Here is a 14,866-nt window from a genome sequence, read left to right as displayed (position 1 = left end):
AGCAAGATAGATCAGTTTTGGAAGAAATTCCTCGGGCGGCGCGGATCTTGCTCTGGGCATGTAGGGATTTGCTGGCCAACGGCAATGCCGCGGTTTTGGGGCGAATGCATGTCGCGCTGCCGCTTTGCGGCAACGGCATGCTCAGCCCTAAATCAATCGCTGAACAGCGATGCCAGTCCGTTGTTGATCATCTCGGTCTGTTCCGACGGGCCGTCGCCCGTCTCGGCATGCAGCATCAAAGGCGGGCGGATCGACAGTTTTCCACGCGCGCCGAGTGCTGCCCGCACGACAATGCGGATTGCCGCTGCTTCGGGGCGAGGGTGGACGGCCAGCATCTCGGCGTCGCCGAAGCGGCCCGACAAGGCATCGAGGAGATCGCGGAGCTGTTCAGGCCGCGCGATGACGGCCAGGCCACCGCGGGGTTTTGCGACGGCGGCCGCACTTCTGATCCAGCTTTCGAACAGTCCGTCTTCCATGACATGCGCCTGCCTGCGCAGCGGGTCAGGTGTGGCGCGGTCCTCGGAGGCGTTGAAGGGCGGGTTCATGATGATGAAATCGAAGGAATTGTCGGCAAGGCCGGCCTGCGTTCGCGCCCGGCCCGACAGCGTGACATCGGCTGTCAGCACCGAGGCGCGGTTGCCGAGATGCGCATTGCCGGGATGGGCGAGTGTCGTCGCGGCGAACCCCGCCATCTCGGTCGAGCGTTCGACAAGCACGACCTCAGCCGCTGGGCAGCGAGACAGCACGGCCAGGCCCGCCGCACCCGCGCCGGCGCCGAAATCGGCCAACCGTCCGGCAAAGGCGGACGGCACCGCCGCCGCCAGCATCATGGCATCCATGCCGGCGCGATGCCCGGTCGTGGGCTGCACCAGCCAGAAGCGCCCGCGATGGAAGGCATCGACCGTGTGTGCCGGCGTGTCACCGGCGAGGGCGCTCGCTTCAGCCATTATTTCTGGCGGATTTCGTTCTCGATGCCGGCGTCTTTCAGGATACGCCGCGCCTGATCGGCCTGGTCGGCGTCGACCATGACGCGCTTCTGCAAAAGACCGATCGACCCTTCGAGAATGCTCATATTCTGATCGGCGACGAAGCAGGCAATGCCGGCATCGCGCATCAGCGATTCGACAAAGGAGATGATCACGGCATCGTTGGTGCGGACGAGTTCTATCATCGGACGAAGTTCGCAGGTTGCATCGTTGATGTAAACGCTGGAGCATGGTGCCGAAAAGTGTGAAGCGGTTTTCTGGCAGCGCCATGCTCTATCTCGAATGTTGACACGTCGTCACCGCGGCCGCGCCAATTCGCCTCTTGCCGTGCCGGTATGTGCCGCCCTAGAGTCCGGGGTGGGACCAGGGTGCCGTCGCACACGTGATCAAGACGGGAGTGTTTGTTGGTGGGTGTCGTTCTCAACATCGAAAACGGGAAGCGGGAACCCGCTTCCATCAAGGATCTCATCGAGCTGACATCAGCCGATATGGGCCGCGTCAACGAATTGATCCTGTCCAAGGCTGGCTCCGACGTCGAGATGATCCCGGAGGTCGCCAACCATCTGATCTCGTCGGGTGGCAAAAGGCTGCGTCCCATGCTCACGCTCGCCGCCGCCCAGATGTTCGGCTATTCCGGCGAGGGCCACGTCAAGCTCGCCACCTCGGTCGAGTTCATGCACACCGCCACGCTGCTCCATGACGATGTCGTCGACGAGAGCGGCATGCGCCGCGGCAAGAAGACCGCCCGCATGATCTGGGGCAACCAGGCCAGCGTGCTGGTCGGCGATTTCCTGCTCGGCCAGGCTTTCCGCATGATGGTCGATGTCGGCTCGCTCGAAGCGCTCGACATCCTGTCCAGCGCCGCCTCCATCATCGCCGAGGGCGAGGTGATGCAGCTGGCCGCCGCCAAGAACCTCGACACCACCGAGGACGAGCATTTCGCCGTCATCAAAGCCAAGACCGCCGCACTGTTCTCGGCCGCCGCCGAGGTTGGCCCAGTCATCGCGCTGGCGACGCGCAACGATCGCGCGGCATTACGCTCCTACGGCATGAATCTCGGCCTTGCCTTCCAGCTTATCGACGATGCGCTGGATTATGGCGGCTCCAGCCAGGAGCTGGGCAAGAATGTCGGCGACGATTTCCGCGAGGGCAAGGTGACGCTGCCGGTGATCCTCGCCTACCGGCGTGGCACCAAGGCCGAACGTACCTTCTGGAAGCGCGCCATCGAGGACAATGTCACCGACGATGCCGGGCTGGAAAAGGCGATCGGCCTGATGACCCGCCATGGCGCGATTGCCGACACGATCGGGCGAGCCCGCCATTTCGGCGAGATCGCCCGCGACGCGCTGGCGCCGCTGGAAGCGACGCCGCAGAAATCGGCGCTGATCGACGTCATCGACTTCTGCATCAGCCGGGTGAACTGACCGGCGCCTGGCGCGCCGAGCGATTTTGCCGCGAAATCGCACAGCGGCCGGCTCGACAAAGCGGCACGGCGCAAATTATCTATAAAACATGGCAAAGACCGCAGACGACACCATAGCCGTGCGCATCAGCAAGGTGCTCGCCGATCGCATCATATCGGGCGCGATCGAGCCGGGGGCCTGGCTGCGGCAGGATCACATCGCCGAGGAGTTCCAGACCAGCCATGTGCCGGTGCGCGAGGCCTTCCGGCGCCTGGAGGCGCAAGGGCTGGCGATCGGCGAGCCCAGGCGAGGCGTGCGCGTTGCCGCTTTCGATCTCGGCGAGGTCAGGGAAGTCGCCGAAATGCGGGCGGCGCTCGAAGTTCTGGCGCTGCGCAACGCCGCGCCGCACCTGACGGCGGCCATTCTCAACCTTGCCGAAGAAGCCACAAAGGCCGGCGACAAATCCCGCGATGTCCGCTCCTGGGAGGAGGCCAACCGCACTTTCCACCGGCTGATCCTGGCGCCCTGCGGCATGCCGCGGCTCATCGCCACCATCGACGATTTGCATGCGGCAAGCGCGCGCTTCCTGTTCGCCGCCTGGCGCTCGGAATGGGAAATCCGCACCGACCAGGATCACCGCGCAATTCTCAGCGCACTCAGGCAAGGCAACATCGAATCGGCCGCTGCCACCCTTGGCCGGCACGTGCAGTGGATCGGCCAGAAACCGGTCAAGACCGCCTCCGGCAAGATGCGCGAAGCCTTCGCCATCGTCGGCTAGCCGCGCGAGACGCGATCTACGATCATCGCTATTTCGGATGGGCCAGCCTTTTTCAGGGCGAGGGGTTGCCATCCCCGTGCAAATATGGATTCGATAATAGATCGAACAACAAAATTATCTATAATTTGAAACCAGCCAGGGAAACCGCCATGACCGACATCGCTTTTTCGCCCGCCAAGCCCTCCTTCAGCCCGTTGCGCCTGCAGACCCGCTCGCTTGGCTGGCGGGTCGGAGCCGTCGTCCTCGGCACGCTGTTTCTGGCGCTGTCGTCCTACATCGAAGTGCCGATGGTGCCGGTCCCGGTAACCATGCAGACCTTCGCCGTGACCCTGATCGGCGCACTTTATGGCTGGCGGCTTGGCGCCATCACCATTGCGGCCTGGCTCGTCGAGGGCGCCGTAGGCTTTCCGGTTCTGGCCGGAGGGGCAGCGGGTGCGTCGCATTTCGTCGGGCCGACCGGTGGCTATCTCTTCGCTTTCCCGCTTGTTGGCGCGCTTGTCGGTTGGCTGGCCGAACGCGGCTGGAATGGCAGCCGCGTGCTGCTCGCCTTCGCCGCCATGGTCCTCGGCAACCTCGCCTGTCTGGTTCTTGGCACCGCCTGGCTCGCCGTCATGATCGGCCTCGAACAGGCCATCACCTTCGGCTTCCTGCCCTTCCTGGTCGGCGGCTTGCTGAAATCGGCGCTCGGCGCCGCGACACTCAAGCTCTTCTCCGGCAACAAGACCGAACCGGCTGGGAAGGCATCATAAAGACCGATGACCGTCAGACTGCGCTCCCATCATCTGCTTTGCCTGCTGACCTATGTCGGCAAAGGGTACAGCGCAGCTTTCATCGCCAATTATGACGCGATCGCGAAACGTCTTGGCCGGGGCGAGGATGTTCTGATCGTCTCCGGCCCAGACGACATCTGCCAGCCGATGCTCGGCGAGGCCGAATCCCACTGTTCGGGGGAAAGCGCCGCCGGCCGGGACGAGCTGGCGGCACGCGACGTCGGCAAACTGCTGGCCCGGCCGATCCAGGCCGGCGCCCGCTTCAGCCTCGACGCGGCAACGCTCGCCAGCCTGCGCTCGGCCTTTTCAACCGGCGTGACGCGTGAGGCCTGCCAGGGTTGCGAGTGGGCCGGCCTGTGCAGCACTGTCGCGGCAGGCGGATATCGCGATGTCAGGCTGTAGCTCCCAACCCCGATCTGCTATTATCCCGAACCGACAGTGTGTGCGTCGCCATGGTTTGTTAATCGGGTGACCCGATTGTGAATTCGGCCCGGATTGAAGCCTGACCCCAAAAAGGCCATGCTTTTTCCGGAAACATCGAGTCTATGGCGGTCCCGCCTGTGTGCGGGTCGCGTCTGGCTGAAAGGGATACGATGCAGCAAGGACGTGCGCGCTGGCTCGCGGGGCTGGCAATTGTGGCAGGCATGGCGATTTCTCCGCTTCCCGCCTACGCCAAGGAATCGACCGACCCGGTCAAGATCACATCCTTCTCGGGCGCCTATCTCGCCGCCCGCATCGCCGAAGGCGACAACGACCTCGACAATGCCATCGCCTATTACAAGCAGGCGCTGGCTTTCAATCCCGGCGACACCTCGCTGCAGCAGAGCCTGATGCTGTCGCTGATCGCGCAGGGGCGCTTCGAGGAATCGCTTGTCTATGCCGACAAGCTCAAGGAAGTTCCCGATGTCGAGCGCTTCTCGCGGCTGGCGCTGGCGATCGACTCCTTCCACAAGAAGGATTTCACCAAGGCGCAGTACTGGCTCAAGCTGTCGCTCGAATCCGATCTCGATCGCCTGATTTCGGGCGTCATGTCCGGCTGGGCACAAGAGGGTGCCGGCGATGCCACCGAGGCGATGGCCTCCATCGACAAGCTGCAGGGGCCGGACTGGTTCGGCCTGTTCAAGTCCTTCCACCGTGCGCTGATCGCCGATGCCTCAGGCATGTCGGAGAAGGCCGATGCGCTCTATGACGCGACCCTGACCGACACCACGGCCGGCGGTGCTGCGCCCGAGACATGGATGCGCAACGCCCAGGCCTATGCGTCTTTCCTGGCGCGCAAGGGCGACAAGAACAAGGCGCTCTACGTGCTCGACAAGGCCGAGGCGTTCGCGCCCGGCAAGCTGGACATCCAGGCGCTTCGCGACAGGATCAGCAAGGGCGACAAGATCGAGCCCTTCGTCTCCAGCCCGTCGGAAGGCGCCTCCGAAATCCTGCTTGACCTCGCCATCGCGCTCAATCGCGGCGGCGGCGAGCCGTTCGTGCGCCTTTATCTGCAATATGCGCTGGCGCTGAAGCCCGACAGCGACGCCGCTTTGGTACAGCTTGCCGCCGTTGCGGAGCAGCTGAAAGACGGCGAAGGCGCCATTGCGCTCTACCGCCGTATTCCGGCCTCCTCGCCGCTGAAGGAGCTCTCCGACCTGCAGCTCGGCCTCAACCTTGCCGATCTCAACCGTCACGATGAGGCGATCGCCCATCTGAAGGCCTTCGTCGACGCCCACCCCGACGACATGCGTGCCTATCTCGCGCTGGGCGGAGTCTATGCCTCGAAGGAGGATTTCCGCTCCGCGGCCACCCTCTACGACAAGGCGGTTGAGGTGCTGAAGACGCCGACCAATGCCAACTGGAACATCTATTACCAGCGCGGCATCGCCTATGAGCGGCTGAAGGAATGGCCGAAGGCCGAACCGAATTTCCGCAAGGCGCTGGAACTGTTCCCCGACCAGCCGCAGGTGTTGAACTATCTCGGCTATTCCTGGGTCGACATGAACATGAACCTCAAGGAAGGCCTGGCGATGATCCAGAAGGCCGTCGACCTCAGGCCGAGCGATGGCTACATCGTCGATTCGCTGGGCTGGGCCTATTTCCGCATGGGCCGGTTCGACGACGCCGTGCGCGAAATGGAGCGCGCCGTGTCGCTGAAGCCGGAAGATCCGGTGCTCAACGACCATCTCGGCGATGCCTACTGGCGCGTCGGCCGCAAGCTCGAAGCCACCTTCCAGTGGAACCAGGCGCGTGATCTGAAGCCGGATCCCGATGTGCTTGCCACCTTGCAGCAGAAGCTGATGAAGGGGCTGCCGCCGATCGAATCCAACACCGCGCAGGAAACCCCGAAGGTCAAGCCGGTCGCACCGGCGCCTGCACCGAAGGGATGAGGCAAGTCATACGTCTGATTAAACGGGGCTCGCTAGGCCGCGTTTTTATTTTCAGAACATTTTTCGATAGACGACAAACCCCGAGAGCTCCCCGATCTTGTCGTAAAGCTTCATCGCCGTGTGATTGGTCTCGTGCGTCAGCCAGTAGACGCGGCCCGAGGTTGCGGCTTGCGCCCGCTCGTACACGCCTTCGATCAGCGCCCGGCCAACGCCTTTGCCGCGCGACGCTTCGGTGGTGAAAAGGTCCTGCAGATAGCAGTTCGGCGAAATCGCCGTGGTGGTGCGGTGGTAGAGATAGTGCACAAGGCCGAGAAGCTTGCCTTCGCTCTCGGCCACCAGCGCATGCATTGGCTCATAGGCATCGAAGAAGCGCGACCAGGTCATTGCGGTGATGTCGCCGGGCAGGGCGGTTTCTCCCGAGCGGCCGTAAAAAGCGTTGTATCCGTCCCACAGCGGCAGCCATTGCTCGTAATCCTGCCGCGTGACGGGGCGCACGATGGACTGGCCTTGCATGGCTGAACCTTTGTCGGTGGAACTGAGCTCAGCAGACTGCCGCCGGCGCCGTCCGGCAATGGGCCAGCGAGAAGCAAAGCGTTCAACCTCTCTGGCAAGGCGGCGCAAGGCGCTGCCTTGACGCTTGCCGGCCCGGCAACTAGGGAATGTCTTCTTTTTCGCGCTTTGCGAGGCCGCCGTGACGTCAGACCATATGCATCCCAGCCGCTCGTTCCAGGGGCTGATCCTGACCCTGCACAATTACTGGGCCGCCTATGGTTGCGTCATCCTGCAGCCCTACGACATGGAAGTCGGCGCCGGCACCTTTCATCCGGCAACCACGTTGCGCGCGCTCGGACCCCGCGGCTGGAACGCCGCTTATGTCCAGCCCTCGCGCCGGCCCAAGGACGGCCGCTATGGTGAAAACCCCAACCGGCTGCAGCATTATTACCAGTATCAGGTGATCCTGAAGCCTAACCCGCCGAATCTGCAGGAACTCTATCTCGGCTCGCTCGAGGCGATCGGCGTCGATCCGCTCCTGCACGACATCCGCTTCGTCGAGGACGACTGGGCAAGCCCTACGCTGGGCGCCTGGGGGCTCGGCTGGGAGTGCTGGTGCGACGGCATGGAAGTGTCGCAGTTCACCTATTTCCAGCAGGTCTGCGGCATCGAATGCGCGCCGGTGGCGGGAGAACTGACCTACGGCCTGGAGCGGCTGGCCATGTATGTGCAGGGCGTCGACAATGTCTACGACCTCAATTTCAACGGTCGCGAAGGTGCTGAAAAAGTCACCTACGGCGAGGTCTTCCTGCAGGCCGAACAGGAATATTCCAGGCACAATTTCGAATATGCCAACACCGCCATGCTGCTCAGGCACTTCGAGGACGCCGAAGCCGAATGCAAGGCGCTGCTGGCGGCCGGCGCTCCGGCCTCGAACGACAATCTGCCGATGCACCGCATGGTCTTCCCGGCCTACGACCAGTGCATCAAGGCCAGCCATGTCTTCAACCTGCTCGATGCGCGCGGCGTGATTTCGGTGACCGAGCGGCAGAGCTACATCCTGCGCGTACGCAATCTGGCGAAAGCCTGCGGCGAGGCGTTTTTGCTGACTCAAGCCGGCGGACTGGCGGCCTAGCTCAAGGCTGCGATTTGGATGGTGGCGGCGCTCGGCTTTGCGCCTTGAGCGCTTGCGCTATCGATCGTCCGCATGGCCTGTCGCACGCCCGGCATCGAGAAGGCGCCGTGGGCCTGCGCGGTGAAACAGGCGCTGAGCGCGATGATCTGAAGAAGTCTCGATGCCGTTTTCATGGTCGTTCAGCCAATAGGTCCCTGCCTGAGCGTTGGTCGCTTCAGCGCTGCGTTTGGTTCATGGAAATCTTTGATCCAAGGACGGGTGGGGTCGGGTTGCCCCGACAGGGCGGTCAGAATTTCTGGATGGTAGTGGCGCCGATTGCGGGCAGGGCTATCGCATATGGCGCTCCCCCTCTCCGTCTCGGGCTTCGCCCGAGCCACCTTGTATCTACACGAGAGAGATTTCGTGGGATTGAAGCGATTGAGCCAAGGTCCGGGCGGCCGCCCGGACCTTGGCTTGGCGAAGTCGCCCGTACCACCTGAGGTTACAGCCGCGGGAGAGCTTGGGATCTTCGCCTTCGTCACGCACGACCGAACAGTCGCTTGGTTCCAACCGTACGCACAAGGCAGGTTACCGTGAACAGGATCATTTGTGGAGTTGATGTTTCTAAGGATTGGCTGGACGCACATATCTGGCCGAGTGGGGCAGCAGAGCGCTTCGCCAACGACGCGACGGGATTGCAGCTCTTTGCCTGTTCTGCCGCAGCCATGGCGCAGACCACGCGGTGATGGAAGCGTCGGGCGGCTACGAGCGGCTGAGCTTCATGCTTTTGTGGGCGCACGGCATGGCGTGCGCTCTGGTCAATGCCAGAAGCGTGCGCCGCTTCGCCGAAGCGATGGGCTATCTGGAGAAGACCGACCGGATCGACGCTGCCGTCATCGCCCATTACGGCGCAGTCAAGAAGACGGTCCCGACGCCACCACCCAGCACTGCCCAGCAGCGCCTTTCTGCGCTGGTTGGGCGGCTTTGCCAGGTTGTCGGCGATGCCATCATCAACAAGCAGCGCAAAAGTGCCGCACGCGATGCCGAGGCATGCGCCAGCATCGAGGCCATGCTGGCTTTCCTCAAGCGCGAGGAGCGGCGCCTGGAAGGCGAGATCGCCTCGATGATCGACGACGATCCGCTGTGGGCCAGGCTGGGATCGACCTTCTGCTCGCTCAAGGGCGTGGCCGGCCGCACCGTCGCACGCCTGATGGCCGAACTGCCCGAGATCGGCCTCATCTCCAACAAGGCCATCGCCAAGCTGGCAGGCCTCGCCCCCATCGCCAACGACAGTGGCAGGCGCGCCGGCAACAGGCATGTGCGCGGCGGGCGCGCCGGGCCGCGTGGCATCCTCTTCATCGTCGCAGCCATCGTGGCCAAGTTCGATCCCCACCTCAAAGCGTTCGCTCAACGGTTGCAGCAGGCGGGAAAGCCCAAAATGCTCATACGCATCGCGCTCGCGAGAAAACTTCTCGTCATCCTCAATGCAAAAGCACGCGACGCGAGAAGCGAGTTCGCAAATGCAACTTGACACCCCAGACAGTCGCTCTCCCCCACTCCGTGGGGGCGAGGAAAAGCTAATCTCGGAGGTCTGCGATCTTGAAAAGCTCCGGTTCCTCGCCCCCACAAAGTGGGGGAGAGGTGGCTCGGCGATGCCGAGACGGAGAGGGGGCTTGGCGCTGCCATGTGTGATTGGCCTGCGATTGTGGGGTAGAGGGTGACAGCGGCCAGCCGAGTTGCTATGCCCCGCGCGGACCATTGTCGCGTGAGCCCCATCCATGCCTGACCTGCTTCTAGAACTCCGCTCGGAAGAGATTCCCGCCCAGCCGCGCAACCGCAGCGCCGAAGGCGCGAGGACGCGCAAACAGGAAAACGGCATGCGGGTGGAGAAACTCTGATGCCGGATTTGTTGCTGGAACTTCGCTCCGAGGAGATACCAGCCCGCATGCAGCGCAAGGCGGCGGGCGATCTCAGGAAGATGCTGACCGACGGCCTGGTCGAGGCGGGTCTGACTTATGACGCCGCGCGCGAATACTGGACGCCACGGCGCCTCACGCTCGACATCAGGGGCCTGACCGCGCGTTCGAAGGATATTCACGAGGAGATCAAGGGGCCGTCGACGACGGCGCCGGAACAGGCGGTGCAGGGCTTTCTGCGCAAGGCAGGCCTGGCCTCGGTTACCGAGGCCCATGTCCATTCCGACCCGAAGAAGGGCGATTTCTACGTCGCCCATATCTCCAAGCCGGGCAGGGCGGCGGAAGCGATCATCGCCGAACTGGTGCCGGCCATCATCCGCAGCTTCCCCTGGCCGACATCGATGCGCTGGGGGCCGGCTTCGGCCAAGCCCGGCTCGCTGCGCTGGGTGCGGCCGCTGCAGACGATCCTGTGCACCTTCGGCCCCGAGACCGAGGAGCCGGTCGTGGTCGATTTCGAGATCGACGGCATCCGCTCCGGCAACGTCACCTATGGCCACCGCTTCATGGCGCCGGGTGAGATCACCGTGCGCCGCTTTGATGATTACGTGATCAAGCTGGAAGCGGCCAAGGTCGTGCTCGATGGCGATCGCCGCAAGGAGATCATCCTGGCCGACGCCCGCAATCTCGCCTTCGCCAACGGGCTCGACCTGGTCGAGGACGAAGGGCTGCTGGAAGAAGTGTCGGGCCTTGTCGAATGGCCGGTGGTGCTGATGGGCGAATTCGAGCAGGCCTTTCTCGCCATTCCGCCTGAAGTTGTCCGGCTGACCATCCGCGCCAACCAGAAATGCTTTGTCACCCGCCCGCAAGGCGATGGCGAAAACCTCTCCAACCGCTTCATTCTCACCGCCAACATCGAGGCGAAGGATGGCGGCAAGGAGATTGCCCACGGCAACGGCAAGGTGGTGCGCGCGCGCCTGTCGGACGCGCTCTATTTCTGGAAGACGGACCAGGGCGACCTGCCCGATCTGGAGCAGCTCGAGGCATCGGCGAAAAAGTTCGGGCTCGATCTGAAAAAGCCGCTCGATCAGCGCATGGCCCGCCTCGACCATCTCAATGTCACCTTCCACGCCAAGCTCGGTACGCAAGGCGAGCGGGTGGAGCGCATCAAGCGGCTGGCCGAAGAGCTGGCGCCAACAGTGGCGCAGTCGATCTCCCCCCTTGAGGGGGAGATGGCCGGCAGGCCAGAGGGGGTCGCTTCGGCTGCCGCGACGCTATCTGGCCTCTCGAAGAAAGAGGGAGTCGGCACTCCACGCGCGGCGACCCCCTCTGTCGCCTTCGGCGACATCTCCCCCTCGAGGGGGGAGATTACCGCGCGCGCCGGGCGTGCCTCCGTGCTGGCCAAGGCTGATCTCACCACCGAAGCAGTGGGCGAGTTTCCCGAACTGCAAGGCGCGATGGGCCGCAAATATGCATTGCTGCAGGGCGAGCATCCTTCGGTCGCATCCGCCATTGAGGAGCACTACAAGCCGCAAGGTCCGTCAGACCGCGTGCCGACCGATCCCGTGTCGATTGCCGTCGCGCTGGCCGACAAAATCGATACGCTGGTGGGCTTCTGGGCGATCGACGAAAAGCCGACGGGGTCGAAGGATCCTTATGCGCTACGGAGAGCGGCTTTGGGTGTGGTGAGGATGCTGGTCGAGAACGGCATCCGTCTGGCCCTGTCGTCCATTTTCGATCGCGCTGCCGCCAATTTCAACGACAGCGGTGCAGGCCAGTCGACCGATCTCCTCGCTTTCTTCCACGACCGCCTGAAGGTCTATCTGCGCGATCAGGGCGCCCGCCACGATCTTATCGACGCGGTCATCACGCCACAGTCGGACGATCTGCTGCAGATCGTGCGCCGGGTCGAAGCACTCGGCTCCTTCCTCGACACCGAGGACGGCAAGAACCTGCTTGCCGGCACCAAGCGCGCGGCCAACATTCTGGCCGCCGAGGAGAAGAAGAAAACGGCCATCGCCGAGACTGTTGAGCCGGCGCTGTTTCGCGAGGAGGCCGAGAAATCGTTGTTTGCGGCGGTGAATCAGGCTGAGAAGCAAGCCGGTGAAGCGATTCAAAACGAAGACTTTTCCGCCGCCATGCTGGCGCTTAGCGTGTTGCGTGAACCGGTTGATTCATTCTTTGAACGCGTTCTCGTAAATGATGAGGACCAGGCCGTGCGCGCCAACCGCCTGGCGCTGCTCGCCCGCATCCGCGCGGCCACCGACCAGGTCGCGGACTTCTCCAGAATAGCTGGCTAAGGGGCGGGAAAAAGCTCAGAAAATTTTCTTCCCGGCCGGCCGTTCGAGCCGGCTTACAGTCATATGACGATGATCTCTCCGTGGCAAAAAGGACATGTTCCCAACCCCCACGGAGGCTTCCATGAATTCCGCTCACGACATCGAAGTGACAGAAGAAACCTCGGGCACTCCCGAGGCGCTTGAATCCGCTTCCGAAAACATTCTCGACCATGCCGCCGCCACGGCGGTCGAGGCCGCCGACCTGTCGGATGACGAAGAAGGCGACGACGAAGACAGCGACGAATCGGACGAGGAAGAAGGTGACGAAACCACCGCTTCTTCCGACGACGATGAGGACGAGGAAGACGACGACGACAGCGTGAAGGCTGAAGCCGGCGGCGCTGACGAGACCGAGGAATCCGACGACGAGGACGACGACAAGGAAGAGTCCGAAGACGGCGACGACAAGGAAGAAGCGGCCTGAGCTTTCAGGCGACTGACATCAAACGAGAAGGGCGGCGTCCACAGGCCGCCCCCTTCCTGTTTCTAGGCCTCCCGGAAACTGACTTTGTCAATCCTCCCGAGGCTGACTTTGTCAGTCCTCCAAAATGCTGACATGCACGCTGTCTGAATAGACGTCGACCTGGATCAGCGGCTCGCCGTTGACGATGGCGCGCCGTGTCGAGGAACTCATGGCGCCGCCGCGCTTCAGCATGCGCTCCAGATACGCGCGGTCTTCATTGCTCCCGAACCAGTCGTCGCCCTGGTCGTCGGCATCGCGCCGGTGGAACTTGTGCCAGTTGGCGCGGTCCTGCCGCACCATCTGCGCCGCGCTGCTCAGCTCGTAGCCGTCGCTGGCATGGTGGTCGCGATCGGAAATGCGCGCGACATAGGACCCCAGCATGTCGTCACCGGCCTGCGCGCTGCCAATGCCCAGAAATGACGCCAGCAACAGGCCGGCCACGGTCAATGATTTCGCCTTGTTCATGATACCCCCTTGCTCACTTGAAACCCGGCACGCACATGCCAAAACCGATGGGCGAAATTGGGGCCGCCGCCGCCAGGCCGATCGTGCGCCAGGGCGTCGATCGGCGTCAAGCGGGATGGACTGGCCGACTGCCTTTGGCTGAATGGCCTACTCGGCTTTGCCGACGCCCTGGATCGGCTGCTGCGGCGTTGCCGCCGGCTGCGGCGTTGCCGCAGGCTGCGAGTCGGGCTTGCCGTTCGACGCCGTCGCAGTTCCTGCTGGTGCGGTCTCTGCCGCGGGCTTCGTATCCGCCTCTGGTGCTGCGGCAGGACTTGCTTTGGCGGGAGCCGGCGCGGCGAAGGCGCTGCCGACAACGCCGCCGCGAATGATCATCGGGTTCTGGCTGCCGTGCCTGGGCTTCTCGGGAATCGCCGCGACCTTTTCATAGGTGACGTCGGGTTGGGCATCGCCGAGCGCGACGATCGATGGCGACGAGGCGATCTTCATCGGTTCGGGGCCGCCGACCTTGATGACCGATGGCGTGGATTTCGAGACACCGAGGAAAACGATCGACGAGGCCTGTGCCCCACCGGTCATCGCCGCCAGGGTGAAACCAAGCGCTCCAAGCACACGCATCGACATCGAAACCATCCCCTTGCCCAACAAGCCGCCAGCCTTGACCCAGAAAGCCTTACCCCCAGTGGATTGATGCCGGCTTGCAGGGAAACATAGCATTTTAGGCATTGATAATTCACCAACGCCGGCTTGCCCGAAAATCACTGCCGTACTAGGTCCGGCCCCTGTGAGGTGATGCAAGTGGCTGAGATATTACCCGTCGGCGAAGCGATGGAGCGGGCGCTGGCGCTGCTCGAGGGCGGCGACGTCGTCGCCATCCCGACGGAAACCGTCTACGGACTGGCCGGCGATGCGACCAATGGCGTCGGCGTCGCCCGCATCTTCGAAGCCAAGGGCCGGCCGCGTTTCAACCCGCTGATTGCCCATGTCGCCGATCTCGCGATGGCCGAGCGCATTGCGATCTTCGATCCGATGTCGAAACGCCTGGCCGAGATGTTCTGGCCGGGGCCGCTGACGCTGGTGTTGCCGCAGCAAGCCGGTAACGGCATCCATCCGCTGGTCACCGCCGGCCTGGATACGATCGCGCTGCGCATGCCCAGGGGATTCGGCGGCGAGCTGATCGCAAGACTCGGCCGGCCGCTGGCGGCGCCCAGCGCGAACTCTTCGGGCAAGATCAGCGCAACGACGGCGCAAGCCGTAGCGGCCGATCTCGGTGCGAAAATCCAGCTTGTCGTCGATGGCGGCGCCACTCCGGTCGGGCTGGAATCGACCATCGTCAAGGTCGAAGGCGGGACAGTGCGGCTGCTGAGGCCGGGCGGCATTGCCGCCGCCGACATCGAGGCGGCCGTCGGTACCAAGTTGCTGCGCGGCGCCATATCAGGCATCGAGGCGCCAGGCATGCTGGCGTCGCACTATGCGCCGGGCGCATCGGTGCGCCTCAATGCGCAAAGCGTGGCCGAAGGCGAGGCCTTGCTGGCCTTTGGTGGTGACCGCGCCGACGGCTGGCAAGCGGCCGTCGCCTTGCTCAACCTGTCCGCGTCAGGCGACCTGCGCGAAGCCGCAAGCAACCTGTTCGCCCATCTGCAGGAGCTCGACCGCAGTGGTGCGGCGACGATCGCCGTCGAGCCGATCCCGGTCGATGGGCTGGGCGAGGCGATCAACGATCGGCTGTTTCGTGCCGCTGCCCCACGTGACAAGGTCGGCAGAGCGCCATAGT

General features: G+C 63.6%; 15 protein-coding genes and 1 pseudogene. 10 read left to right on the top strand and 6 right to left on the bottom strand.

Annotation, left to right across the window (positions count from 1 at the left end; translation table 11 throughout):
* Window positions 1–152: 152 nt before the first annotated feature.
* Both AC1D1N_RS16710 and AC1D1N_RS16705 read right to left on the bottom strand, forming a co-directional pair.
* A complete protein-coding gene (locus tag AC1D1N_RS16710) occupies window positions 153–947 on the bottom strand; it encodes a tRNA1(Val) (adenine(37)-N6)-methyltransferase (protein WP_436258831.1) in 795 nt (264 codons plus the stop codon).
* Window positions 947–1,171 carry a putative signal transducing protein gene (locus tag AC1D1N_RS16705; protein ID WP_112567065.1) on the bottom strand — a complete coding sequence of 75 codons (225 nt, stop codon included), beginning with the start codon at window positions 1,169–1,171 and terminating at the stop codon, window positions 947–949. The genes AC1D1N_RS16710 and AC1D1N_RS16705 overlap by 1 nt, the downstream gene beginning before the upstream one ends.
* Before the next feature lie 222 nt (window positions 1,172–1,393).
* Here AC1D1N_RS16705 and AC1D1N_RS16700 point away from each other — a divergent pair, with 222 nt between their 5' ends.
* The 5 genes from AC1D1N_RS16700 (at window position 1,394) to AC1D1N_RS16680 (ending at window position 6,309) form a co-directional block, all read left to right on the top strand.
* Window positions 1,394–2,410 (top strand): polyprenyl synthetase family protein, encoded by a 1,017-nt coding sequence (locus tag AC1D1N_RS16700; RefSeq protein ID WP_112566998.1) that lies wholly within the window; start codon window positions 1,394–1,396, stop codon window positions 2,408–2,410.
* 88 nt (window positions 2,411–2,498) lie between these two features.
* A complete protein-coding gene (locus AC1D1N_RS16695; RefSeq protein ID WP_477349793.1) occupies window positions 2,499–3,167 on the top strand; it encodes a GntR family transcriptional regulator in 669 nt (222 codons plus the stop codon).
* A 149-nt stretch (window positions 3,168–3,316) separates the two neighbouring features.
* The gene (locus AC1D1N_RS16690) at window positions 3,317–3,916 is read left to right on the top strand and encodes a biotin transporter BioY (protein ID WP_477349791.1); all 600 of its coding nucleotides are present in this window, start codon (window positions 3,317–3,319) and stop codon (window positions 3,914–3,916) included.
* Between the two features lie 6 nt (window positions 3,917–3,922).
* On the top strand, window positions 3,923–4,339 hold the full coding sequence (locus tag AC1D1N_RS16685; RefSeq protein WP_477349789.1) for a DUF1284 domain-containing protein: 417 nt from the start codon (window positions 3,923–3,925) through the stop codon (window positions 4,337–4,339).
* Between the two features lie 191 nt (window positions 4,340–4,530).
* Entirely contained in the window at window positions 4,531–6,309 is a 1,779-nt protein-coding gene (locus AC1D1N_RS16680) for a tetratricopeptide repeat protein (protein ID WP_477349787.1), read from the top strand.
* A 51-nt stretch (window positions 6,310–6,360) separates the two neighbouring features.
* Here AC1D1N_RS16680 and AC1D1N_RS16675 read toward each other — a convergent pair whose 3' ends face one another.
* Window positions 6,361–6,822, bottom strand: a complete 462-nt coding sequence (locus AC1D1N_RS16675) for an N-acetyltransferase family protein (protein ID WP_477349785.1) — start codon at window positions 6,820–6,822, stop codon at window positions 6,361–6,363.
* 193 nt (window positions 6,823–7,015) lie between these two features.
* Between AC1D1N_RS16675 and AC1D1N_RS16670 the strand changes: the two genes are divergently transcribed.
* Entirely contained in the window at window positions 7,016–7,936 is a 921-nt protein-coding gene (locus AC1D1N_RS16670) for a glycine--tRNA ligase subunit alpha (RefSeq protein WP_192256837.1), read from the top strand.
* On the opposite strand, the gene AC1D1N_RS16665 is transcribed toward AC1D1N_RS16670, so the two are convergent.
* Window positions 7,933–8,109, bottom strand: coding sequence for a hypothetical protein (locus tag AC1D1N_RS16665; protein ID WP_477349783.1), 177 nt, complete (start codon window positions 8,107–8,109; stop codon window positions 7,933–7,935). The two genes, AC1D1N_RS16670 and AC1D1N_RS16665, sit on opposite strands and share 4 nt — an antisense overlap.
* 399 nt (window positions 8,110–8,508) lie before the next feature.
* On the opposite strand from AC1D1N_RS16665, the pseudogene AC1D1N_RS16660 reads away from it, so the two are divergent.
* The 3 genes and pseudogenes from AC1D1N_RS16660 to AC1D1N_RS16650 all read left to right on the top strand — a co-directional run bounded on the left by AC1D1N_RS16660 (window position 8,509) and on the right by AC1D1N_RS16650 (window position 12,591).
* Window positions 8,509–9,446 (top strand): annotated as a pseudogene (locus tag AC1D1N_RS16660) (IS110 family RNA-guided transposase).
* A 366-nt stretch (window positions 9,447–9,812) separates the two neighbouring features.
* Window positions 9,813–12,128, top strand: coding sequence for a glycine--tRNA ligase subunit beta (gene glyS / locus AC1D1N_RS16655; protein WP_436258837.1), 2,316 nt, complete (start codon window positions 9,813–9,815; stop codon window positions 12,126–12,128).
* A 121-nt stretch (window positions 12,129–12,249) separates the two neighbouring features.
* On the top strand, window positions 12,250–12,591 hold the full coding sequence (locus AC1D1N_RS16650; RefSeq protein ID WP_477349781.1) for a hypothetical protein: 342 nt from the start codon (window positions 12,250–12,252) through the stop codon (window positions 12,589–12,591).
* Window positions 12,592–12,702: 111 nt separating this feature from the next.
* Here the strand turns inward: AC1D1N_RS16650 and AC1D1N_RS16645 are convergent, their stop codons facing one another.
* Together AC1D1N_RS16645 and AC1D1N_RS16640 are read right to left on the bottom strand one after the other, a co-directional pair.
* Window positions 12,703–13,095, bottom strand: a complete 393-nt coding sequence (locus AC1D1N_RS16645; RefSeq protein ID WP_436258839.1) for a hypothetical protein — start codon at window positions 13,093–13,095, stop codon at window positions 12,703–12,705.
* Window positions 13,096–13,242: 147 nt separating this feature from the next.
* Window positions 13,243–13,716, bottom strand: coding sequence for a hypothetical protein (locus AC1D1N_RS16640; RefSeq protein ID WP_477349779.1), 474 nt, complete (start codon window positions 13,714–13,716; stop codon window positions 13,243–13,245).
* 174 nt (window positions 13,717–13,890) lie between these two features.
* Here AC1D1N_RS16640 and AC1D1N_RS16635 point away from each other — a divergent pair, with 174 nt between their 5' ends.
* The gene (locus AC1D1N_RS16635; protein ID WP_436258841.1) at window positions 13,891–14,865 is read left to right on the top strand and encodes an L-threonylcarbamoyladenylate synthase; all 975 of its coding nucleotides are present in this window, start codon (window positions 13,891–13,893) and stop codon (window positions 14,863–14,865) included.
* The last annotated feature ends 1 nt before the right edge of the window (window position 14,866 follow it).

It is taken from the genome of Mesorhizobium sp. P2_B5, from assembly GCF_056404775.1.
This window is presented reverse-complemented; position numbering and strand designations above follow the sequence as displayed.

What these genes read in the sequence shown, in the direction of transcription:
- AC1D1N_RS16705 (WP_112567065.1), bottom strand. Translation starts at nt 1,171, where the DNA reads ATGATAGAACTCGTCCGCACCAACGATGCCGTGATCATCTCCTTTGTC.
- glyS (WP_436258837.1), top strand. Translation starts at nt 9,813, where the DNA reads ATGCCGGATTTGTTGCTGGAACTTCGCTCCGAGGAGATACCAGCCCGC.
- AC1D1N_RS16675 (WP_477349785.1), bottom strand. Translation starts at nt 6,822, where the DNA reads ATGCAAGGCCAGTCCATCGTGCGCCCCGTCACGCGGCAGGATTACGAG.
- AC1D1N_RS16685 (WP_477349789.1), top strand. Translation starts at nt 3,923, where the DNA reads ATGACCGTCAGACTGCGCTCCCATCATCTGCTTTGCCTGCTGACCTAT.
- AC1D1N_RS16650 (WP_477349781.1), top strand. Translation starts at nt 12,250, where the DNA reads ATGAATTCCGCTCACGACATCGAAGTGACAGAAGAAACCTCGGGCACT.
- AC1D1N_RS16670 (WP_192256837.1), top strand. Translation starts at nt 7,016, where the DNA reads ATGCATCCCAGCCGCTCGTTCCAGGGGCTGATCCTGACCCTGCACAAT.
- AC1D1N_RS16640 (WP_477349779.1), bottom strand. Translation starts at nt 13,716, where the DNA reads ATGTCGATGCGTGTGCTTGGAGCGCTTGGTTTCACCCTGGCGGCGATG.
- AC1D1N_RS16665 (WP_477349783.1), bottom strand. Translation starts at nt 8,109, where the DNA reads ATGAAAACGGCATCGAGACTTCTTCAGATCATCGCGCTCAGCGCCTGT.
- AC1D1N_RS16695 (WP_477349793.1), top strand. Translation starts at nt 2,499, where the DNA reads ATGGCAAAGACCGCAGACGACACCATAGCCGTGCGCATCAGCAAGGTG.
- AC1D1N_RS16710 (WP_436258831.1), bottom strand. Translation starts at nt 947, where the DNA reads ATGGCTGAAGCGAGCGCCCTCGCCGGTGACACGCCGGCACACACGGTC.
- AC1D1N_RS16680 (WP_477349787.1), top strand. Translation starts at nt 4,531, where the DNA reads ATGCAGCAAGGACGTGCGCGCTGGCTCGCGGGGCTGGCAATTGTGGCA.
- AC1D1N_RS16690 (WP_477349791.1), top strand. Translation starts at nt 3,317, where the DNA reads ATGACCGACATCGCTTTTTCGCCCGCCAAGCCCTCCTTCAGCCCGTTG.
- AC1D1N_RS16645 (WP_436258839.1), bottom strand. Translation starts at nt 13,095, where the DNA reads ATGAACAAGGCGAAATCATTGACCGTGGCCGGCCTGTTGCTGGCGTCA.